This window comes from Aestuariibius violaceus (assembly GCF_040779325.2).
Lineage (GTDB): Bacteria > Pseudomonadota > Alphaproteobacteria > Rhodobacterales > Rhodobacteraceae > Aestuariibius > Aestuariibius violaceus.
On sequence record NZ_JBFONT020000001.1, the window covers coordinates 1,229,340 to 1,246,687 of the forward strand.

At 66.6% G+C, this 17,348-nt stretch carries 19 protein-coding genes; 13 read left to right on the plus strand and 6 right to left on the minus strand.

Translation table 11 applies throughout. The annotated features are described in order from the left end of the window. Positions 1–34 precede the first annotated feature (34 nt). Positions 35–574 carry a GNAT family N-acetyltransferase gene (locus AADZ90_RS06185; protein WP_367309553.1) on the plus strand — a complete coding sequence of 180 codons (540 nt, stop codon included), beginning with the start codon at positions 35–37 and terminating at the stop codon, positions 572–574. Between the two features lie 169 nt (positions 575–743). Here AADZ90_RS06185 and AADZ90_RS06190 read toward each other — a convergent pair whose 3' ends face one another. Both AADZ90_RS06190 and greA read right to left on the minus strand, forming a co-directional pair. Further along, on the minus strand, positions 744–1,751 hold the full coding sequence (locus tag AADZ90_RS06190) for a hypothetical protein (protein WP_367308611.1): 1,008 nt from the start codon (positions 1,749–1,751) through the stop codon (positions 744–746). 31 nt (positions 1,752–1,782) lie between these two features. Further along, positions 1,783–2,253, minus strand: a complete 471-nt coding sequence (gene greA / locus AADZ90_RS06195) for a transcription elongation factor GreA (RefSeq protein WP_367308610.1) — start codon at positions 2,251–2,253, stop codon at positions 1,783–1,785. 234 nt (positions 2,254–2,487) lie between these two features. On the opposite strand from greA, the gene AADZ90_RS06200 reads away from it, so the two are divergent. The 3 genes from AADZ90_RS06200 (at position 2,488) to AADZ90_RS06210 (ending at position 6,906) form a co-directional block, all read left to right on the plus strand. Further along, positions 2,488–4,137 carry an electron transfer flavoprotein-ubiquinone oxidoreductase gene (locus tag AADZ90_RS06200; RefSeq protein WP_367308609.1) on the plus strand — a complete coding sequence of 550 codons (1,650 nt, stop codon included), beginning with the start codon at positions 2,488–2,490 and terminating at the stop codon, positions 4,135–4,137. Between the two features lie 155 nt (positions 4,138–4,292). Then, positions 4,293–6,020, plus strand: a complete 1,728-nt coding sequence (locus tag AADZ90_RS06205) for a tetratricopeptide repeat protein (protein WP_367308608.1) — start codon at positions 4,293–4,295, stop codon at positions 6,018–6,020. Next, entirely contained in the window at positions 6,013–6,906 is an 894-nt protein-coding gene (locus AADZ90_RS06210) for a 4-(cytidine 5'-diphospho)-2-C-methyl-D-erythritol kinase (RefSeq protein WP_367308607.1), read from the plus strand. The genes AADZ90_RS06205 and AADZ90_RS06210 overlap by 8 nt, the downstream gene beginning before the upstream one ends. Here the strand turns inward: AADZ90_RS06210 and AADZ90_RS06215 are convergent. Then, positions 6,882–7,880: a polyprenyl synthetase family protein gene (locus AADZ90_RS06215; RefSeq protein WP_367308606.1), complete on the minus strand. Its 999-nt coding sequence runs from the start codon at positions 7,878–7,880 to the stop codon at positions 6,882–6,884. The genes AADZ90_RS06210 and AADZ90_RS06215 overlap by 25 nt on opposite strands. 57 nt (positions 7,881–7,937) lie before the next feature. Here AADZ90_RS06215 and AADZ90_RS06220 point away from each other — a divergent pair, with 57 nt between their 5' ends. The 3 genes from AADZ90_RS06220 (at position 7,938) to AADZ90_RS06230 (ending at position 9,205) form a co-directional block, all read left to right on the plus strand. Further along, positions 7,938–8,153, plus strand: a complete 216-nt coding sequence (locus AADZ90_RS06220) for a putative signal transducing protein (protein ID WP_367308605.1) — start codon at positions 7,938–7,940, stop codon at positions 8,151–8,153. Beyond that, positions 8,150–8,917: a tRNA1(Val) (adenine(37)-N6)-methyltransferase gene (locus tag AADZ90_RS06225; RefSeq protein WP_367308604.1), complete on the plus strand. Its 768-nt coding sequence runs from the start codon at positions 8,150–8,152 to the stop codon at positions 8,915–8,917. The genes AADZ90_RS06220 and AADZ90_RS06225 overlap by 4 nt, the downstream gene beginning before the upstream one ends. 120 nt (positions 8,918–9,037) lie before the next feature. Next, positions 9,038–9,205, plus strand: coding sequence for a YdcH family protein (locus tag AADZ90_RS06230; RefSeq protein WP_367308603.1), 168 nt, complete (start codon positions 9,038–9,040; stop codon positions 9,203–9,205). Between the two features lie 117 nt (positions 9,206–9,322). Here AADZ90_RS06230 and gcvA read toward each other — a convergent pair whose 3' ends face one another. Then, entirely contained in the window at positions 9,323–10,258 is a 936-nt protein-coding gene (gene gcvA, locus AADZ90_RS06235) for a transcriptional regulator GcvA (RefSeq protein ID WP_367308602.1), read from the minus strand. A gap of 101 nt (positions 10,259–10,359) precedes the next feature. Between gcvA and AADZ90_RS06240 the strand changes: the two genes are divergently transcribed. Next, on the plus strand, positions 10,360–10,482 hold the full coding sequence (locus AADZ90_RS06240) for a hypothetical protein (RefSeq protein WP_367308601.1): 123 nt from the start codon (positions 10,360–10,362) through the stop codon (positions 10,480–10,482). Here the strand turns inward: AADZ90_RS06240 and AADZ90_RS06245 are convergent. Then, positions 10,479–11,459 (minus strand): L-threonylcarbamoyladenylate synthase, encoded by a 981-nt coding sequence (locus AADZ90_RS06245; RefSeq protein ID WP_367308600.1) that lies wholly within the window; start codon positions 11,457–11,459, stop codon positions 10,479–10,481. The two genes, AADZ90_RS06240 and AADZ90_RS06245, sit on opposite strands and share 4 nt — an antisense overlap. Before the next feature lie 52 nt (positions 11,460–11,511). Here AADZ90_RS06245 and AADZ90_RS06250 point away from each other — a divergent pair, with 52 nt between their 5' ends. From AADZ90_RS06250 to AADZ90_RS06260, 3 genes are all read left to right on the plus strand, one after another. Next, a complete protein-coding gene (locus AADZ90_RS06250) occupies positions 11,512–13,212 on the plus strand; it encodes an acyl-CoA dehydrogenase (protein WP_367308599.1) in 1,701 nt (566 codons plus the stop codon). A gap of 79 nt (positions 13,213–13,291) precedes the next feature. Then, a complete protein-coding gene (gene rlmN / locus AADZ90_RS06255; protein WP_367308598.1) occupies positions 13,292–14,473 on the plus strand; it encodes a dual-specificity RNA methyltransferase RlmN in 1,182 nt (393 codons plus the stop codon). A 36-nt stretch (positions 14,474–14,509) separates the two neighbouring features. Beyond that, complete coding sequence (locus AADZ90_RS06260; protein WP_367308597.1) at positions 14,510–14,914, plus strand: hypothetical protein; 405 nt, start codon at positions 14,510–14,512, stop codon at positions 14,912–14,914. On the opposite strand, the gene AADZ90_RS06265 is transcribed toward AADZ90_RS06260, so the two are convergent. After that, positions 14,911–15,756 carry an LOG family protein gene (locus AADZ90_RS06265; RefSeq protein ID WP_367308596.1) on the minus strand — a complete coding sequence of 282 codons (846 nt, stop codon included), beginning with the start codon at positions 15,754–15,756 and terminating at the stop codon, positions 14,911–14,913. The two genes, AADZ90_RS06260 and AADZ90_RS06265, sit on opposite strands and share 4 nt — an antisense overlap. Positions 15,757–15,861: 105 nt before the next feature. Between AADZ90_RS06265 and dapD the strand changes: the two genes are divergently transcribed. Beyond that, positions 15,862–16,686 carry a 2,3,4,5-tetrahydropyridine-2,6-dicarboxylate N-succinyltransferase gene (dapD, locus tag AADZ90_RS06270; RefSeq protein ID WP_367308595.1) on the plus strand — a complete coding sequence of 275 codons (825 nt, stop codon included), beginning with the start codon at positions 15,862–15,864 and terminating at the stop codon, positions 16,684–16,686. 387 nt (positions 16,687–17,073) lie between these two features. Further along, complete coding sequence (locus AADZ90_RS06275; protein WP_367308594.1) at positions 17,074–17,319, plus strand: GlsB/YeaQ/YmgE family stress response membrane protein; 246 nt, start codon at positions 17,074–17,076, stop codon at positions 17,317–17,319. Positions 17,320–17,348 lie beyond the last annotated feature (29 nt).

Genomic DNA, 17,348 nt, shown 5'->3' on the forward strand with positions numbered 1-17,348 from the left:
GTCTATCGGCTTCCGGCCGGAGGAGCGGCGGCGGATGGCCGAGCTTTATTGGGAAGCGTTCCGCGGAAAGCTCGGCCGCGTCCTGGGCCCCGATGCGAAGGCGCTGCGCTATCTGCGCCTGGGGATGCGGCCCGATCACGCCATTGTCGCGCGGGACGAGGGGGACCGGTTGGTCGGGGCGGCGGGGTTCAAGACCTATCAGGGCGCGCTTGTGGGCGGCGATATCGCCGATCTGCGCGAGGTCTACGGTCTGATCGGGGCGCTGTGGCGCGTGTCGTTCCTGATGCTTCTGGAGCGCGATATCGAGAACGAGCGCTTCCTGCTCGACGGGCTTTTCGTCTCGGCCGAGGCGCGCGGTCGCGGCGTGGGCACGGCGCTGCTGTCTGCGGTCTACGACGAGGCGCGCAGCCGCGGCTACCGGGAGGTGCGGCTGGATGTGATCACCGACAACCCGCGCGCCCGGGCTCTTTACGAGCGGGAGGGGTTCCGGGCAATCAACACGAGCCATGCAGGACCGCTGCGCCATGTCTTCGGGTTCAGGTCCGCCACAACTATGGTGCGGCAGGTCGTTTGAAATCGTGAAACGGAAGCCGGGCCAGCACCAGCCCGTGGGGCGGGCCGGCGCTGGCCCGGGCGCCTTCGGCTTGAGTCCGGGCCGCGATTAGCGCGCCGCAACCAAGGTTTTTGGAGTGACAAGGCCGGGGCGGCGAGGCGCCACGATGCCGCTTGCCCAGGGTGGCACCTCAATCAAACGTTCCCGCCGCGCGGCCGATCAGCATGAAGGCCCGGGCAGAGCGGGTGCCGGCCATCGCCAGCATCTCCTGATCGGTCGCGCCCTCCTCGAAGGCGATCAGCATCTGGTCGAACTTGCGCAGGAAATGATGCGCCGCGTCGCGGAAGATCGTGTCGGCGCGCATCCGGCCCGCGGCCAGCGCGATGGCGGACCGGTCGCGGATGCCGCCGACGGCGCCCATCTCAGGCCCCCGTTCGCCCTGCGCGAAGCGCCGCCAGAGCGACGGCCGGGCGGGATCGGGGTCGAGGTCGTCCATATAGATTCCGTCCTGGCTGAGCAGCGTCAGTACATCCTGGCTGGCCTGGATCAGCTGTGCGGTCGACCGCTCCGTCAGGGCGCGGCGCAAGGCGGCGAAGCCATCCTGATCTTCCGGCGTGTCGGGGAAGTTCAGGGCCCGGATCAGGTCGGGCCGGTCAAGCGTCAGGGCGATCGCCTGCGGGCCGAGCGATAGGGACGGCTGGCTTTCCGGCTCGGCCTCGGCCTCGACCTCCGGCGCGGGTTCGGGCGCAGGCGCCTCGGCCTTCGGCTGCATCACGGCGACATTCGAGGATGGCACTGCCTTCAGCCCGCGCCCGGCGGCGGCAGGATGCACCATCTCGTCCGCGTCGGGCCGGGTGCGGATCATGCCGCCGCCCGCCTGACGCTCGGCCACATAGGTCTTGCGCATGGCGTCGATCGCCGCCTGCAAACGCTCGGATTCCGCCTGAACGACCCGGCTTGACCGGATGGCGACGGCGCTGACCCAGATCAGTCCGATCGGCGTCAGGACCACGACCAGGACAAGCAGCAGATCCGGAACCGCCCGGCGCGGCGCGCTTCCGGGATCGACCAGAAACAGGATGACGACGAGGACCAGCCACAGCCCGCTCAGGCCCACGGCCATCCACTCCGCCCCGCCGAAGCGGGACGGCGCCTGACCGCCGCGCCCCAGCGCCGCATCCGCCTTGCTTGTCCTCACGAACGCCCCCCGTTCGCCCTGTACGATCTGGCTAGAGATAGGAGATTTCGAGGATCTCGTAAGCTTTTTCTCCGCCTGGCGTGCGCACTTCGACGCTGTCGCCCTCTTCCTTGCCGATCAATGCCCGCGCAAGAGGCGACTTTATGTTCAGTCTGCCCGCATCGATATCGGCTTCTTGCTCGCCCACGATCTGATAGGTCTTTTCCTCGTCCGTATCCTCGTCGACCAGCTTGACCGTTGCACCGAACTTGATCGTGCCCGACAGCTTCGACGGGTCGATCACATCGGCGCGCGAGATCACCGCCTCAAGCTCCTTGATGCGGCCTTCGATGAAGCCCTGCTTTTCCTTGGCGGAGTGGTATTCGGCGTTTTCGCTCAGGTCGCCATGCTCGCGCGCCTCGGCGATGGCGCGGATGATCGCCGGGCGCTCCTGGCTCTTCAGCCGCTTCAGCTCGGCATTGACCGTGTCGTAGCCGGTCTTGGTCAGCGGGATTTTCTCCATCGCCCGTCCCTCCGCACATCCGTTTCCCGTGAAGAGCTTGCGGCGCGCCATTTGAAGCCAAATGCGCCCGCGCGGCCCCCGAATGCCATGTGATGGCGCAAGCAAGGCGGCGTCGCAAGGTCGCGGAGGCGGTTTTTAACGTTCCGTTCCGATTGACCCTTGCGGCAGGCGCGGGATAGCTCTGCTCGACTTTGAACGCAGCCCGGGCCGCAAGGGCGACGCAGGAGGACGGACATGGCCGAGATCGAACGGGAATCGATGGAATACGACGTGGTGATCGTGGGCGCAGGCCCGGCGGGCCTGTCCTCGGCGATCCGGCTGAAGCAGATCAATCCCGAGCTGTCCGTTGTGGTGCTGGAAAAGGGCTCCGAAGTGGGCGCGCATATCCTGTCGGGCGCGGTGCTCGATCCGATCGGCCTGAACAAGCTGATCCCCGACTGGAAAGAGAAGGGCGCCCCGGTGACGGTGCCGGTCGAGGACGACAATTTCTACATGCTGGGCGAGGCGGGCAAGTTGAAGATCCCGACCTGGCCGATGCCGCCGCTGATGCACAACCACGGCAACTACATCGTCTCGATGGGCAATGTCTGCCGCTGGCTGGCCGAACAGGCCGAGGCGCTGGAGGTCGAGATCTTTCCCGGCATGTCCTGCTCCGAGCTGGTCTACGGCGAGAATGGCGAGGTGAAGGGCGTCATCGCGGGCGAATTCGGCAAGAACCCCGACGGCACGGCCGGCGACGGCTACGAGCCGGGGATGGAGCTGCACGGCAAATACGTCCTGCTCGGCGAAGGCGTGCGGGGGTCGCTGTCGAAGCAGGTGATCGCGAAATACGAACTCGACGCCCATTGCGACGTCCAGAAATACGGCCTCGGCATGAAAGAGCTGTGGGAGATCGACCCGGCCAAGCACAAGCCGGGCAGCGTGACCCACACAATGGGCTGGCCGCTGGGCAGCCATGCGGGCGGCGGGTCGTTCATCTACCACCTCGACAACAACCAGGTCTATGTCGGTTTCGTTGTCCATCTGGGCTACGAAAATCCCTACATGAACCCATATCTGGCGTTCCAGCAGTTCAAGCATCACCCGATGGTCAAGGACCTGCTCGAAGGCGGCAAGCGCGTGGCCTATGGCGCCCGCGCGATCTCGGAAGGCGGCTGGCAGTCGCTGCCGAAGCTGGAATTTCCCGGCGGCGCGCTGCTCGGTTGCGCCGCGGGCATGGTCAACGTGCCGCGGATCAAGGGCAACCATAACGCGATGCTCTCGGGGATCGCTGCGGCCGAGGCCGTGGTGGAGGCGCTGGCAGAGGATCGCGCGGGCGACCTGGGTGGCGCCTACGACAAGGCGGTGCGGCAGGGCGAGATCGGCAAGGACCTGAAGCCGGTGCGCAACGTCAAGCCGCTCTGGTCGAAATACGGCCTGATGGCGAGCCTTGTCGGCGGTGGCGTGGATATGTGGACCAACACGTTCGGCTTCTCGGCGCTCGGCACGCTCAAGCACGGCAAGACCGATGCCGAGGCGACGGGCGAGGCGAAGGATCACAAGCCGATCGACTACCCCAAGCCCGACGGCAAGCTCAGCTTCGACCGGCTGACCAATGTGTCCTTCTCGTTCACCAATCACGAGGAACACCAGCCCGCGCACCTGACGCTGAAGGATGCGAGCGTGCCGGTGGACATCAACCTGCCGACCTATGCCGGCCCCTCACAGCGCTATTGTCCGGCGGGTGTCTACGAGTTCGTGAAGGATGATGACGGGTCGGACCGGTTCGTGATCAACTTCCAGAACTGCGTTCACTGCAAGACCTGCGACATCAAGGACCCCCGCCAGAACATCGTCTGGACGGTGCCGCAGGGGGGCGACGGGCCGAACTACCCGAACATGTGATCCGGAAAGTGCCCGGATTCCGGGCGCTTGCACGGATACGTTGCGATTTTGCCGCGCAGCCTTAATTCACAGGGGTTTTCCCTCTAGCCGCCACACCTTTGCCGCGAATAGGCTGTGACCTGGGGCACAAGAGACTCAGGCAAGGGGACGGGCACATGACAAGGACGAAAGCGGGCCGCTTGGCCTTGGGCGCGGCTGTCGCGGCGCTGATGTCCACTGGGATTTCCACGACCGGCGCATGGGCGCAGGAAGGCGCAGGCGCCTACCTTGCCGCCCGCCATGCAGGCCACCAGGGTGATTACGAAGCCGCCGCACGCTATTTCGTCCAGGCCATGCTCGAAAACCCCGGCTACCTGCCCGTGATGGACAAAGCCATCGCTGCCCAGGTCGGCGCGGGCCGGATGCCGCAGGCGATCACGATTGCCAAGAACCTGCGCATGGCCGGCGGTACCAGCCAGATCGCCGATATGGTCCTGACCGCCGACGACGCGTTAAGCGGTGACTACGGCGCGATCCTTGCGGCGCTGGACAGCGGGAAAGATATCGGCCCGCTCGTCGACGGTCTGGTCCGGGCCTGGGCGCTTGTGGGTCAAGGCGACATGCCTGCCGCCTCATCCGCGTTCGACGACGTCGTGGCGACGCCCGGCCTTGCCGGCTTCGCGCTCTACCACAAGGCGCTGGCCCTTGCGACATCCGGGGATCTTGCCGGCGCGGAAGAGATCTTTGCCAGCCCGGCGGGCGAGGCGATCTCGAAAAGCCGCCGCGGCGCCAAGGCCCGCATCCAGATCCTCAGCGCGATGGGCGAACAGGAGAGGGCGCTCTCCCTGCTCACCGGACTTTTCGGCGCCGACGTTGGCCCCGGCATCGCGCGCATGAAGACACAGCTTGAAACGGGCCAAACGCTGGGCTTCGACCTGGTCGAAAACGCCCGCGAAGGCATTGCCGAAATCTTCTTCTCGGTCGCCAGCGCGCTCGATGGCGAGCTCGAGGATGACTTCACGCTGATGTATATCCGCATGGCCACCCATCTGGACCCGACCCATACGGACGCCATCCTGAAAAGCGCCCAGGTGCTCGAGCGGATGGGCCAGTTCGACCTGGCGACGGCCGCCTACGACATGGTCCCGCGCGAGGATCCCGCCTATCTCTCGGCCGAACTGGGCCGGTCCGATGCGATGCGCCGCGCCGGGCGCCCCGACACGGCGCTGGAAATCCTGCAGCAGCTGACCGAAACCCACGGCACCCTGCCACGCGTCCATACGCGCCTTGGCGACGCGCTGCGCCGCGCCCGCCGCTACGAGGAAGCGAAAGAGGCCTATGCGAAGGCGCTCGACCTCTACGGCGATGCGGCGCCCTGGGCGCTTTTCTACCATCGCGGCATCACGCATGAGCGCAGCGGCCAATGGGACGCGGCCGAGGCCGATTTCCGCACCGCGCTGGCGAAGCGGCCGGACCAGCCCCAGGTGCTGAACTACCTCGGCTATTCGCTGCTCGAGAAGAACCTCAAGCTGACCGAAGCGCTTGAGATGATCGACCGTGCCGCCAAGGCGCGGCCCAATGCCGGGCACATCATCGACAGCCTCGGCTGGGCATTCTACCGCCTGGGCCGCCACGAGGAAGCCGTCACCCAGCTTGAGCGGGCGACAGAGCTGGAACCCGTCGATCCGACGATCAACGACCACCTGGGCGACGCCTACTGGGCCGTCGGGCGGGTGACCGAGGCGCGGTTCCAGTGGCAGCGCGCGCTGTCCTTCGGTCCGAATGCGAAGACGGCGGACCGTATCCGCATGAAGCTCGAAATCGGTCTCGACCAGGTTTATCAGTTGGAAAATGTAAAGGTGCAGCAGGTCGCGCAGGACGAGCCCGTCCTCGAGGATGGCTGACGCCATTCGCGTCTTCGCGCCCGCAAAGATCAACCTATCGCTCCACGTCGTCGGGCAGCGGTCAGACGGCTATCACCTGCTCGACAGTGTCGTGGCCTTCGCCGATGTGGGCGATACGCTGACGATCTCGGACGCCTCCGCACCGACCCTGACCATCGGCGGGCCCGAGGCATCGGGCCTCTCGCCCAGCGACGGGAACCTGGTGACCGAGGTCGCAAGGCGCTTCTGGAGCGGGGCACCTCTACAGATCCATCTGGAAAAGCGCCTGCCGGTCGCGGCGGGCATTGGCGGTGGCTCCGCCGATGCCGCGGCCTGCTATCGCGGGCTGCGGGGGCTCGCCGGATACGATCCGGTCGCGATGGACGAAAGCGCCCGCGACGCATTGCTGGCGCTCGGCGCCGATATCCCCATGTGCGTCGTCAGCCGCACCGCCCGCGTGACCGGCATCGGAGAGCGCATCGCGCCCTTGCCCGACATCCCGCCGCTGCCGACCGTCCTGGTCAACCCCCGCGTCGGCGTGCCCACGCCCATGGTCTTCCGCATGCTGGAGGGGAAGGACAACCCGCCCATCGACGCGCCTGACGCAACGCCCGATACGCTTGACGCGGTCATCGACTGGCTGGAAGAGCAGCGCAATGATCTCGCCGCCCCCGCCCTGTCGATCGCCCCGGTGATCGGCGACGTGCTGGACGCGATTCACCGCACGGAAGAGTGCCGCCTGGCACGCATGTCGGGTTCTGGCGCGACCTGTTTCGGGATCTACCCGACGGTTGCCGCAGCCAAGGCGGCGGCGCGCATGCTGTCCAGGGACTGGCCCGATTGGTGGGTCGCCGCCGCGAAGACGGGCGTCGACGTCAAACCTCAGTTGATCCGCGCCACCACGTAATCCGCCAGATCGGCCAGCATCCCGCGCAGCGGGCTCTCGGGCAACTGCTGCAGCGCGGTCTTCGCCTTGCCGATCCAACCCAGGGCATCGGCCCGTGCCGCCTCCATCGCGCCATGCCGGGCGAGAAGCGCCAGCGCCTCGTCCAGATCGCCGTCGCGCTGGTCGCCCTTTTCGATCGTCCGCACCCAGAACGCCCGCTCCTCGTCCGAGGCGGCGGCGATCGCCTTGATCACCGGCAGGGTCAGCTTCCGCTCGCGGAAATCGTCACCGATATTCTTGCCCGTCGCGTCCGTTCCGCCGTAATCCAGCAGGTCGTCCATGATCTGAAACGCGATCCCCAGCGCGTCGCCGTAATCGTAAAGCGCCTGCACCAGATCGTCGGGCTGGCCCGCGATGACGCCGCCCACCTCCATCGCCGCGGAAAACAGCGCCGCCGTCTTTCCGCGCACGATCTTGAGGTAGATGCCCTCATCCGTCGCCAGATCCCGCGCCGCAGACAGCTGCAGCACCTCGCCCTCGGCAATCGTCGCCGCGGCGTTCGACAGGATGTCGAGGACCCGCAGACTGCCCGTCTCGACCATCAGCTGGAACGCCCGCGCGAACAGGTAATCGCCAACCAGGACGCTTGACTGATTGTCCCACAGCAGGTTCGCGGTCGGCCGTCCCCGGCGCTGCTCGCTCTCGTCGACCACGTCGTCATGCAGCAGCGTCGCCGTATGGATGAACTCCACCGTCGCGGCGAGGTGGACGTGATAGGGCCCGTCGTAGCCGCACATATTGGCCGAGGCGAGCGTCAGCATCGGCCGCAGCCGCTTGCCGCCCGCCTCCACCAGATGCGCCGTCACTTCGGGGATGCGGGGGGCATGTTCCGACGCCATGCGTGCGCGGATCAGCGTGTTGACCGCCGACAAATCGTCGGCCAGCGCGGCGGCCAGCCGGTCATGGGGTTTCTGCGAAGCGAGGTCGAGGCTCATGGGGCGTGTCCGGCGCCCGGTCTCGACAAGGCAAGGGCCGGGCCATAGGTGATGGATATGAAAGAGCTTTTGCGCAGCAACGATCCGACCGTCATCGCCTTTGCCAAGGCCCTTCTCGATGGCGAGGATATACGGTGGTTCGAAGGGGACGTAAACATGAGCGTTCTCGAAGGCAGCATCGGCATTCTGCCGCGCCGTCTGTTCGTCCGGACCCAAGACCTGTTCATGGCCGAAGTCGTGCTGCGCGACAACGATATCGATCTCGGACGGTGACGGGGTTCGATCCGGCTGATCTGACGCGGAATGCCTTTCTCGGGGGGCGGCTGACGCTTCTCCAGCCACGCGGCGGATATCGGGCGGGGATCGATCCGGTGCTTCTGGCCGCCGCCTGCCCGGCGCGGACGGGCCAAAGCGTGCTTGATCTCGGCTGCGGCGGGGGCGTTGCGGGCCTCTGCCTCGCCGTGCGTGTCCCCGGGATCGCCCTGACCGGTGTCGAGCTGCAGCCCGATTACGCCGATCTCGCCCGCAAGAACGCGGCGCTCAACGGGATCGCGGCAGAGGTTGTCACCGCCGATATCCAGACGCTCCCCGCCGACCTGCGCCAGCGCAACTTCGACCACGTCATCGCCAACCCGCCCTATTTCCGCGAGGGCAGGCGCAGCCCGTCCCCCGACACGGGGCGCGAAACGGGCCTGGCAGAGACCGCTCCGCTCAAGGCCTGGGTCGACGCGGCCGCCCGGCGCCTCGCTCCCAAAGGCACGCTGACCATCATCCAGCGGGCCGAGCGCCTGCCGGAGCTGATCGCAGCCAGCCTCGAGCGGCTCGGCAGCCTGCAATTCTTGCCGATCGCGGGCCGGGTGGGCCGCGATGCGCATCTGGTCCTTGTCCACGCCAGGAAAGGCGGCCGCGCTGCGCCCCGGCTTGCAGCGCCACTCGTGCTGCACGAGGGGGACCGGCATGTCACCGACGGCGACGACTACACGCAGCGCATTTCTCAGGTGCTGCGAAACGGAGCGCCGCTGAACCTCTGGAGTTAAGGCTTCGGCAAGACTTTCCGGTTCCTGTGGACAGATCCGTGGATACGCTGCCGTGCAGCGTGACAGGCCTTCGGTTCTGTGATCCCATTGGATTATGACGCAACGGAAAGGAGGATGCCAATGAGCCTGACATCGCATGTCGAGGAACTGAGGAAGAAGCACGAGGCCCTTTCTGAACAGGTGGAAGAGGCGCAGCGAAGCCCCGGATACGACGATCTCGCCATTGCGAAGATGAAGAAGCAAAAGCTTCATCTGAAAGAGGAAATTTCCCGGCTCACGGCCAACTGACCATCCTTGGGCCTGCCCGCGCGAAGCCGCGGCAGGCCTTTTGCGAGTGATCCCCTGCCGCAGGCGGGGCAACAGAGTTTTCGTTTCTGTCTCTGTCGCCGGATGGCGATTCGGGCCCTAAACTCCGGGCTGTGGAAAACTCTGTCGTCTGGTCAACGCCTCGATCTCTGCCACCTGCCCGGCGGTCCACTCGATGAAGCGTGCGATCTGTGGTCGCACTTCCATCCCTTCCGGACAGACCAGCCGGTAGGTCGCGTTGGCCCAAAGCGCCAGATCGAACGGCATCACCAGCTGCCCCTCCCGCAGATGCGCCTCGGCCAGCGACACGCGGCCCAGCACCACGCCCGCCCCCGCAAGGGCGGCGTTGATCGCGTGATCCGCTTGGCTGAAATGCGTCCCCGCTGTCCGGTCAGCCGCCACCCCCGCCGCCTTGAACCAGGCGGGCCAGTCCGCCGGTGGGTCAAGGAAAGCTATATCGTCCTGATGCAGCAGCGGCAGCTCCAGCAGGTGTTCGGGGCGCGAGATCCCGCGCGCCAGCGCCGGCGTCAGCATCGGCGCCATCCACTCCTCGATCAGGACGCGGGAATAGAAGCCCTCGTCCGCGCCCTGGCCAAAGCGGATGGCCAGATCCACCTCGTCCCGGTCGAAATCCATGATCCGCAGGCTCGCCGAAAATCGCAGCTCGATATCCGGGTTCTCCTGCGCGAACGAAAACAGCCGCGGCGCCAGCCATTTCGAGGTGAAGGCGGGCCCCGCCGTCACGGTCAGGACGCTGGTATCGTTCAGTTTTCTTGCAGACCGCCAGGCCGCCGTGAGCATCGCGAACCCTTCGCGCGCCCCCGGCTCCAGCGCGCGCCCCGCCTCGGTCAACTCCACCGCACGGTTGAGGCGGCGAAAGACCGGCTGGCCCAGATGCTCTTCCAAGGACTTGATCTGAAACGACAAAGCCGCGGGCGTGACGCCCAGCTCATCCGCCGCCCTGGCGAAGGACAGGTGCCGGGCGGCAGCCTCGAAGGCGCGCAGGGCGGTGAGGGGCGGCAGACGATCACTCATGCCTCACATAAGTAAATCTTAATCGAAGCCGTGAAAAGACTCGTTTGTCGGAAGACTGCGAAAGGCGCATCTAAGGGGCATCCCAGATGATGGAGGCCCAGATGCTTGAATTCCAAACCGACACCCGCCTGAGAAACGCCATGCGCGCCGCCCATGAAACCCGCGCCCAGACCGTCCGCGACGGGCTCTCCTGGCTCTTCGGCAAGCGCGAAACGCGCCGCTAATCTCGCGGTGCCGCGGCCCGGCGCAGGCGGTCGTTGATCGCCCGGCCCAGCCCCGCCTCGGGGATCGGCGCGACGGCGATCCGCTCCGCCCCCATCGCGTCCAGCTGGTGGAGGCGGTCGAAGAGGCAGGCGGCGGCCTCGACCAGGTCGCCGCTCTTTGACAGCGTCAGGTCGCCCGGGACCGCCCCGAAGCCCAGCATGACCTCGCCCTCCCGCGCCTCGGTCGCATCCAGCCGGATCGCCCCGGCTGGCGCGTAATGGGACGAAAGCTGCCCGGGCGCCGTGATCTCCTCCCCCGGCAGCGGCGCGATCAGGGGCATGCCCAGCATCTCCTCCACGTCCTCGACCGGCACGCCCCCCGCGCGCAAAAGGCGCGGCGTGCCGTAGAGGTCGATGATGGTCGATTCGAGACCCACATCGCAGGTGCCACCATCGACGACCGCGTCGATCTTCCCGCCCAGCCCCTTGAACACATGGGTCGCCGTGGTCGGGCTCACCCGCCCTGACGGATTGGCCGACGGCGCGGCGACCGGCCCGCCGAACTCTGTCAGCAGCCGCCCCGCCACGTCGCCCCGCGGCACCCGGACCGCCACGCTGGACAGCCCCGCCGTCACAAGCGGCGCGATCCCCGCCTCTTCCCTCAACGGCAAAACCAATGTCAGCGGCCCAGGCCACATTGCCTGCGCCATCGCCCGCGACGCGCCGCGCAGCTCGCCGATCCGCCCCGCCTCCTCGACGGACGCGACATGGACGATCAGCGGGTTGAAGCTGGGCCGTCCCTTGGCCTCATAGATCCGCGCCACCGCCTCCGCATTGCGCGCATCGGCGCCCAGCCCATAGACCGTCTCGGTCGGAAACGCGACGAGCCCGCCCTCGCGCAGGATCCCCGCCGCCCGCGCGATCCCGGCGTCATCCGGGCCCAGCCCCAGCGTCGCGCCCTTATGACGCCGCGTTTCGGTTGCGGGATCGCCTGCCATCCTTAACCCTTCCGTCAAGTCCCGTATTTACGCCCGCCTCCGAGGTCACGCCATGCCCTATCGCGCCCCCGTCGCCGACTTCCGCTTCCTGATGGACCATGTGACCGGCTTCGATCAGGTCACGGCCACAGACCGCTTCGCGGAGGCAACGCCGGACCTGACCGCGCAGATCCTCGAAGAGGCGGCCAAGCTGTGCGAGGATGTGCTGGCGCCGCTTCAGCGCAATGGCGACACCGATCCGGCGCGGCTGGAAAACGGCATCGTCCGCACCTCCAAAGGCTTTGCCGAGGGCTATCAGGCCATCGCAGACGGCGGCTGGGTCGGCATCTCGGCCGATCCGGACTATGGCGGCATGGGCCTGCCGCACACGCTGACGACCGCCGTGAACGAGATGATGTCGTCCGCCTGCCTGTCCCTGCAGCTCAACCCGCTGATGACCCAGGGCCAGATCGAAGCGCTGGAGCATCATGCCTCGGACGACATCAAGGCGCTCTACATCCCCAAGCTGGTCTCGGGCGAATGGTGCGGCACGATGAACCTGACCGAGCCGCAGGCAGGCTCCGACGTGGGTGCCCTGCGCAGCAAGGCCGAACCCAACGGCGACGGCACCTACGCGATCACCGGCCAGAAGATCTATATCTCTTGGGGGGACAACGACTTTACGGAAAATGTCTGCCACCTCGTCCTCGCCCGGCTGCCCGATGCCGTGCCGGGGACGAAGGGGATCAGCCTCTTCATGGTGCCCAAGCGCCTGCCCGACGAGAACGGCAATGCGGGTGTGGCCAACGACCTCAGGGTCGTCAGCCTCGAACACAAGATGGGCCTGCACGGCTCACCCACGGCGGTGATGGAATATAGCGGCGCCAAGGGCTGGCTGATCGGCGAGCCGCACAAGGGCATGGCCGCGATGTTCACCATGATGAACAACGCCCGCCTTGGCGTCGGCGTGCAGGGCGTCGGCGTGGCCGAAGCCGCCTATCAGCACGCGCTGGGCTACGCGATGGACCGCAAGCAGGGCAAGGCGCCCGGCACTGGCGCGATCGTCGAACATGCCGATGTCCGCCGGATGCTCTCGGCCATGAAGGCCGACACCTACGCCGCCCGCGCGATCACGCTCGCCTGCGCTGTCGCCATCGACATGGCGACCGCCACCGGCGACGCCGACTGGCAGGCCCGCGCCGCGTTCCTGACCCCCATCGCCAAGGCCTTCGGGACCGAGGTCGGCATGGCCGTGTCGCACGAAGGCGTCCAGGTCCATGGCGGCATGGGCTTCATCGAGGAAACCGGCGCCGCCCAATATGCCCGCGACGTGCGGGTGACGGCGATCTACGAGGGCACGAACGGCATCCAGGCGATGGACCTCGTCGGCCGCAAGCTGATGGACGGGGGCGAGGCCGCCTTCCGCCTTCTCGACGAGATCGAGACCTGCGCCGAAGAGGCCCGCACCAAGCTGCCCGAGCTGGGCGAGGCCGTGTGGCAGGCGGCAGAGACCCTGCGCGAGACCACCGAATGGCTGGTCGAACAGGACATGACCGACCGGTTTGCCGGCGCGGCAGCCTATCTCAAGGCCTTCGCCCGGGTTCTGGGCGGCACCTACCACCTCGCCTCCGCAATCCACGGGGACGAAAGCCGACAGAGGCTCGCTGCGCTCTACATCCGTCGCCTCCTGCCCGAGCATGTCGCGTTGCTGGCCCAGGTCCGCGACGGGGCCGGCACCGTCGCGGCACTCACGAACGAAGACCTCGCGGCTTAAGGGCCAAAATCCCTAGGGGATTGGGTTCGGGGCGCACTTGCTGTAGCAATGCGCGCTCCGACTCACTAGGTACCCCGCCATGGCCGATGCCCCGATCACGCCTGACCTTCTGACCGTCCCGCGCCGCGAGGCGCTGGCGGCCGACGGCCGTGTCAATCTCGTCGGCATGACGCGGGACGAGATGCGCTCGGCCCTGATCGACGCGGGCACCCCCGAAAAGCAGGCGCGGATGCGCGTGGGCCAGGTCTGGCAGTGGATCTACGAAAAGGGCGTGCGCGATTTCGCCGCCATGACCAACCTCGCCAAGCCCTACCGCGCGATGCTCGAGGAACGCTTCGTCGTCGCCATCCCCGAAGTCACGAACCGCAGCGTCAGCGCCGACGGCACGCGCAAGTACCTCGTCCGGATCGCAGGCGGCCACGAGGTCGAGGTCGTCTATATCCCCGAAGAAGACCGCGGAACGCTCTGCATCTCCTCCCAGGTCGGCTGCACGCTGACCTGCTCGTTCTGCCATACCGGCACGCAAAAGCTGGTGCGCAACCTGACCGCGGGAGAGATCGTGGGCCAGATCCTCGTCGCCCGCGACGATCTGGGCGAATGGCCGGTGCCAGGCCAGCCGAAGAACGAAACGCGGCTCCTGTCGAACATCGTGCTCATGGGCATGGGCGAGCCGCTCTACAATTTCGAAAATGTGCGCGACGCGATGAAGATCGCGATGGATCCCGAGGGGATCTCGCTCTCCCGCCGCCGCATCACCCTGTCGACCTCCGGTGTCGTGCCCGAGATTGCGCGGACGGCCACCGAGATCGGCTGCCAGCTGGCCGTTTCCTTCCACGCGACGACGGACGAGGTGCGCGACACGCTCGTCCCGATCAACCGCCGCTGGCCCATCGCCGAGCTGATCGAGGCGCTGCGCGCCTATCCCAAGGCCTCGAATTCCGAACGGATCACCTTCGAATACGTCATGCTTGACGGGATCAACGACAGCGACGCAGACGCGCGCCGTCTGATCAAACTGATCAAGGGCATCCCGGCCAAGATCAACCTGATCCCGTTCAACGAATGGCCCGGCGCGCCCTACAAGCGCTCGCCCTGGAACCGGATCGAGGCCTTCGCCGATATCATCTACAAAGCGGGCTACGCCGCCCCGATCCGTACCCCGCGGGGCGAGGATATCATGGCCGCCTGCGGACAGTTGAAATCGGCGACGGAGCGGCAGCGGAAGTCGCGGGCCGAGATCGCCGCGGAGGCCGGCCTTTAAGTCGGTCTTAACCACGCATGCGCGACGATCGCGGACATGGAAGACGTCTCTTTCAAGCTCTCACGGGAAATGCAGCGTGCCCTCGCGACGATTGCCCGGCACGAAGATGTGACGATCGGCGCCATCGTGCGCGGCGCCATCGAACGGGATCTGCGCCGCCGCCAAGCGAAGCCGCCCGACAGGGCGGATGAGCGGCTCGTCGCTCCCTTGCGGGCGCTACTCGCTGACGATCTCGCCTATGCGAGCGGCTGGAAGGATCTGGCGCAGCGACTTCGCCGGAAAGGCTACGTTCTGCGGGAGGCTGGCGGCGGGCTTGTCCTGTGCGATACCGACGGCAAGCGCCTCTGCAAAGCCTCAGAGCTGGGTTGCTCCTATATCCGCCTCGCCGAACGGTTCAACGCACCGTTCCCACACCACAGGCATCGCCTGGGATACCGCTAGCGCGCCGGGATCTTCTCCCGCTTGGTGCCCGCGCCTTCCCAGTTCTCCATCGCCTTGATGGCGTCTTCGGCGCTGTCGACGAAGCGGAAGAGCTCCAGATCCTCCGCCGCGATGGTCCCCGCCTCCGACAGCGCATCCCAGTTCACGATCCGCTCCCAGAAGGCCCGCCCGAACAGCAGCAGAGGCACCCGCTGCATTCGGCCCGTCTGGATCAGCGTCAGCGTCTCGAACAGCTCATCCAGCGTGCCGAAGCCGCCCGGGAAAACGCAGACCGCATTCGCCCGCATCAGGAAATGCATCTTGCGGATCGCGAAGTAGTGGAAGTTGAAGCTGAGCTCTGGCGTCACATAGGAGTTCGGGGCCTGCTCGTGTGGCAGTACGATCCCCAGCCCGACCGACCGGCCGCCCGCATCCGCAGCCCCGCGGTTGCCCGCCTCCATGACACCCGGCCCGCCGCCCGTCACGATCACGTTCTCCTGCCCGCCACCCGCCAATGAGCGCTCCGTCACGATCCGGGCAAAGCGCCGCGCTTCGTCATAGTGTTTGCTCAGATCGGCCAGCGTCTCGGTCCGCGCCGTCTCCCGCCGGTCAGGCGCCGGAATGCGCGCCCCACCGAACAGCACAACGGTCGACATGATCCCGGCTTCGTCCAGGAGCAGCTCGAACTTCAGAAGCTCCAGTTGCAGGCGCACAGGGCGCAGCTCGGACCGGCAGAGAAACTCGTCATCTGTGAAGGCCAGCCGATAGGTGGGCGACAGCGTCTGCGGCGTCTGCGGCACGTGGCTCGACGCGTCGCGGTCCTCTCGGCTGTGGCGAAGCGGATGGCTCCGGTCGTCCTTCATCAAGCTCTGTCCTTCTTGCCCATCGAGGCCGGTTGCGTTGCGCGGCCCCGGAAACCTCACTATAGCCCGCACGCATCCGAGGCCACCCGTGAAAGACCCATCCCCATGTCGAACGATCAGCTTGAAGCCGCCATCGAAGCCGCGTGGGAGGCCCGCGAAACCATCAGCCCCGCCACCGGCGGCGAAACCCGCGAGGCGATCGAGGACACGCTCGCCGCACTTGACAGCGGCAGCCTGCGGGTCGCCGAAAAGCGCGGCGCCGACTGGCACGTCAATCAATGGGCCAAGAAGGCGGTGCTGCTGGGCTTCCGCATCAAGGATATGGAGATCCAGCCCGGCGGTCCCCAGGGCGGCGGCTGGTGGGACAAGGTCGACAGCAAGTTCGCGGGCTGGGGTGACAATGCCTGGCGCGCGGCGGGCTTTCGCGCGGTGCCGAACTGCATCGTCCGCAAATCCGCCTATATCGCGCCCGGCGTCGTGCTCATGCCGTCCTTCGTGAACCTGGGCGCCTATGTCGACGAGGGCACGATGGTCGACACCTGGGCCACCGTCGGCTCCTGCGCGCAGATCGGCAAGAACGTGCACCTTTCTGGTGGCGTGGGGATCGGCGGCGTGCTCGAACCCATGCAGGCGGGCCCCACGATCATCGAGGATAATTGCTTCATCGGCGCCCGGTCCGAGGTGGTCGAAGGCTGCATCGTCCGCGAGGGCTCCGTCCTCGGCATGGGCGTCTTCATCGGCCAGTCCACCAAGATCGTCGATCGCGAGAGCGGCGAGGTCATGTATGGCGAAGTGCCCGCCGGATCGGTCGTCGTGGCGGGCTCTCTGCCGTCGAAGAACGGCGTCAATCTCTACTGCGCTGTGATCGTCAAGCGGGTCGACGAAAAGACCCGCTCGAAGACCTCGATCAACGAATTGTTGCGGGACTGACGCAACCGATCGATCCCGGCGTCGCGCAGCAGGCGCCGCGGGCCGCTCTCCGGCCGAAACTCTCTGCAAACCGTCCCACCGCTAACTGCCCGAAGACAGCCCCCGGCCGACCGCTCGCGCGCGCCGGTCTTCACCCGCTGCCCACAATCCCTGCATTAACCTCAACACCAATTAACCTTAACGCGCCTTCTTCCGAGCTCGCGACGCTCCTCCTCATCTTGCCAAAAATACTCACCCCCCCGCCAACCCCAAAGACCAACGGACGCTTCCGGAAAACGGCCACCCGCCAGAGGCGCCGCGATTCGGATCCGGTTAAACCACCCCTCGGCGGGAACCCCCCTCACATCTCCGTGTTACCCGATAGAAGGTTAACACGGAGACAGACTTATGGGACTCGGACTGCTCGCCTCGATCATCGTGGGCGGACTTGCGGGATGGATCGCAAGCATGCTCATGAAGGCCGATACCGGCCTCTTCCTCAATATCGGCCTCGGCATCCTCGGCGCGTTCGTCCTGAACCTGCTTCTCAGCCTCATCGGCGTCTATGCGGCCAATAGCTGGATTCCGCAGCTTTTCGTCGGGATACTCGGTGCATGCCTGCTGATCTGGGGGTACCGCAAAGTCAAGTCCTGACGGATTGACTTTCGCTGCCCGGCGCCGCA

Coding starts and splice junctions, on each gene's coding strand:
- AADZ90_RS06250 (WP_367308599.1), top strand. CDS start 11,512: ATGCCCTATCGCGCCCCCGTCGCCGACTTCCGCTTCCTGATGGACCAT.
- rlmN (WP_367308598.1), top strand. CDS start 13,292: ATGGCCGATGCCCCGATCACGCCTGACCTTCTGACCGTCCCGCGCCGC.
- AADZ90_RS06215 (WP_367308606.1), bottom strand. CDS start 7,880: ATGAGCCTCGACCTCGCTTCGCAGAAACCCCATGACCGGCTGGCCGCC.
- AADZ90_RS06275 (WP_367308594.1), top strand. CDS start 17,074: ATGGGACTCGGACTGCTCGCCTCGATCATCGTGGGCGGACTTGCGGGA.
- AADZ90_RS06230 (WP_367308603.1), top strand. CDS start 9,038: ATGAGCCTGACATCGCATGTCGAGGAACTGAGGAAGAAGCACGAGGCC.
- gcvA (WP_367308602.1), bottom strand. CDS start 10,258: ATGAGTGATCGTCTGCCGCCCCTCACCGCCCTGCGCGCCTTCGAGGCT.
- dapD (WP_367308595.1), top strand. CDS start 15,862: ATGTCGAACGATCAGCTTGAAGCCGCCATCGAAGCCGCGTGGGAGGCC.
- AADZ90_RS06210 (WP_367308607.1), top strand. CDS start 6,013: ATGGCTGACGCCATTCGCGTCTTCGCGCCCGCAAAGATCAACCTATCG.
- AADZ90_RS06260 (WP_367308597.1), top strand. CDS start 14,510: ATGGAAGACGTCTCTTTCAAGCTCTCACGGGAAATGCAGCGTGCCCTC.
- AADZ90_RS06200 (WP_367308609.1), top strand. CDS start 2,488: ATGGCCGAGATCGAACGGGAATCGATGGAATACGACGTGGTGATCGTG.
- AADZ90_RS06220 (WP_367308605.1), top strand. CDS start 7,938: ATGAAAGAGCTTTTGCGCAGCAACGATCCGACCGTCATCGCCTTTGCC.
- AADZ90_RS06265 (WP_367308596.1), bottom strand. CDS start 15,756: ATGAAGGACGACCGGAGCCATCCGCTTCGCCACAGCCGAGAGGACCGC.
- AADZ90_RS06240 (WP_367308601.1), top strand. CDS start 10,360: ATGCTTGAATTCCAAACCGACACCCGCCTGAGAAACGCCATGCGCGCC.
- AADZ90_RS06185 (WP_367309553.1), top strand. CDS start 35: ATGGCCGAGCTTTATTGGGAAGCGTTCCGCGGAAAGCTCGGCCGCGTC.
- AADZ90_RS06205 (WP_367308608.1), top strand. CDS start 4,293: ATGACAAGGACGAAAGCGGGCCGCTTGGCCTTGGGCGCGGCTGTCGCG.
- AADZ90_RS06245 (WP_367308600.1), bottom strand. CDS start 11,459: ATGGCAGGCGATCCCGCAACCGAAACGCGGCGTCATAAGGGCGCGACG.
- greA (WP_367308610.1), bottom strand. CDS start 2,253: ATGGAGAAAATCCCGCTGACCAAGACCGGCTACGACACGGTCAATGCC.